Annotated in this window: 3 protein-coding genes; all 3 read right to left on the bottom strand. The window is 73.3% G+C overall.

Annotated features, from left to right (window positions below):
* Window positions 1–231, bottom strand: a 231-nt coding sequence (locus AB0G02_RS36795) for a zf-HC2 domain-containing protein (protein ID WP_360804094.1), incomplete at its 3' end; no start/stop codon positions are given.
* Window positions 228–779, bottom strand: a complete 552-nt coding sequence (locus AB0G02_RS36790; RefSeq protein WP_360804091.1) for a sigma-70 family RNA polymerase sigma factor — start codon at window positions 777–779, stop codon at window positions 228–230. The genes AB0G02_RS36795 and AB0G02_RS36790, both read right to left, overlap by 4 nt.
* Before the next feature lie 130 nt (window positions 780–909).
* The gene (locus tag AB0G02_RS36785) at window positions 910–1821 is read right to left on the bottom strand and encodes a DUF1996 domain-containing protein (protein ID WP_360804088.1); all 912 of its coding nucleotides are present in this window, start codon (window positions 1819–1821) and stop codon (window positions 910–912) included.
* Window positions 1822–2081: the final 260 nt, after the last annotated feature.

Here is a 2081-nt window from a genome sequence, read left to right as displayed (position 1 = left end):
CACCTGCCGCAGCGTGCGCTGCAGCAGCAGGTCACCGCCCTCGGGCGGGCCGTCGAGCAACGCCTCGGCAGGCACGTCGCCCATGGCCTCCTCCATCACCCGCAGGTCGGCCAACTCGGCGCGGCACCGCGGGCAGGACGCCAGGTGGTCCTCCACGGCACGCGCCTCCGGCTCGTCGAGCACGCCCAGCACGTAGGCGCCGAGCAGCTGTGGATCGTGGTTCGTGGTCATCCCGTCACCCCCTTCAGCGCGACCTGTTGCCCGACGAACGTCTCCCGCAACGCCCGCAACGCGTAGTGCGACCTGGATTTCACCGTGCCCGGGGGCACCCCCAAGGCCTCGGCCGCCTCGGTCACGCTCCGGCCGCGGAAGTAGATCTCCATCAGCACGTCGCGGTGGTCGGACGACAACCTGTCCAGGGCTTCGAGCACCACCATCGAGTCCACCACGGAGTCGGCGTGGTCGCGCTGCACCGGCGGGGTCGCCGGTGTCTCGGCCACCTCCTGCGGCCGGGCCGCCCTCGCCCTGATCCGGTCCGTGACGATGTTGCGCGCCACCGTGAGCAACCAGCCGCGGACCGACCCCTTGCCGTTCACCAGGGCGTCCGGGTGCCGCCAAGCGCGCACGAGGGTTTCCTGGACGACGTCCTCGGCCGCCGCCCGATCCCCGGTCAACCGCGTCGCGTAGGCGAGCAGCGCCCGACCGTGCTCCTCGTAGAGGGATCGGATCAGTGCCTCGTCGGCCGCGGCCTCCCGTCTCCGGGACCACAGAGCCGCCATCCACCCACTCCTCTCGTGAACCTCTCGCCACGGACACGCACGCCGGGCGGGTTCGGTTCACCGGGAGCGGGAGGAGTTTCCCGGGGGCGTCCGCACGGCGTGGCGCGGGAGGTCTCCGGGACCGGTCGGGCTACCGGCAGGTCTGCCCGGTGTTCAGGCAGGTCGTGACGCGGTCCATCAGCTCGACCGGCATCACGTTGACGAACATCGCGTGGTCGGTGCGCGGGTCGTGCCGCTGGTCGGGGAAGCTGTCGATGGCGTACGGCCGCCCGGCGGGCACGTCGTAGGCGACGCGCACCGTCAGCTTCGGCACCGGGAACGAGCCGGGCCGGCACACGCCGTTGGACGCCGGGAAGTCCAGGTGCGCCCGGTGGCTCGGGCTGTCGGTGGTGCGGCCGTCCCAGCAGCTGGGGAACTCGAACGTGCGCAGCACCATGCTCCCGCGCCCGCACTCGGGGTAGCGGTCGGTGCGCCGGTCCTCGAACCCGGTGCAGCTCCACCGCACCCGCCCGCGGCCGGTGTTGAGCGCCGCCGGGTCGCCGGTGATCGCCCGCAGGAACCTGGGCATCGGCACGACGTGGCTGACCGGGCTGCCGGTGAACGTGACCTCCACGCTCGACGGCGGCAGCACCTCGCCCGTGTTGCCGTGGACGCCGCCGCCGGGCGCGTGCTCGTCGTGGCCGGTCCGGTCGGTCAGCCGCAGCACCGGCCAGTAGTAGGTGGACCGGTCGTCGGCCGGGCAGGTGGTCCCGGCGGCGGCCAGGGACGCGTCCGTGGAGTCGGCGTTCGTGCTCAGGTTGCCGACGTACTCGTGGGTGTGGTGCGCGCCGAACCGCTGACCGGGCGCGATCACCATGTTGTCGGCGTTGAGGTGGCGCGACTCGTTGCGGCCGCAGTCGACGCGGAACGAGCCGGTCGACGCGTCGGGCGTGGTGGTGACCGACTCGACCGCCACCGGCACGTCACCGATGGCCACCGTGCGGCCGTCCGCGCAGCCGGCCGCCAGCACGAGCACCAGCAGCAGGGCCGACGACCACCTCACGGTCCCAGCTTAGGCACACCCCGCCGGTGGCGGGCACGTCGACCGCCCGGCTGAGACGGCGTCCACGCGAACGCGCGAGCGGACGTGCCCGTGCGGGCGAATCACGGTGCGCGGGTGGCGGAACCGTTCCCGCTGACCAGGACCCGGCCGTCGGTCGTCACCACGCTGATGGTCGCCAGCTCGTCCGGGTCGACCACGGCCGCGCCGGTCAGCTCGGTGTCGCCGGGCCGCGACGCGACCCAGCCACCCGCCACGTACCG

Origin of the sequence: Actinosynnema sp. NPDC023658, from assembly GCF_040639995.1 — a bacterium.
GTDB lineage: Bacteria > Actinomycetota > Actinomycetes > Mycobacteriales > Pseudonocardiaceae > Actinosynnema.
This window is presented reverse-complemented; position numbering and strand designations above follow the sequence as displayed.

Coding starts and splice junctions, on each gene's coding strand:
- AB0G02_RS36790 (WP_360804091.1), bottom strand. CDS start 779: ATGGCGGCTCTGTGGTCCCGGAGACGGGAGGCCGCGGCCGACGAGGCA.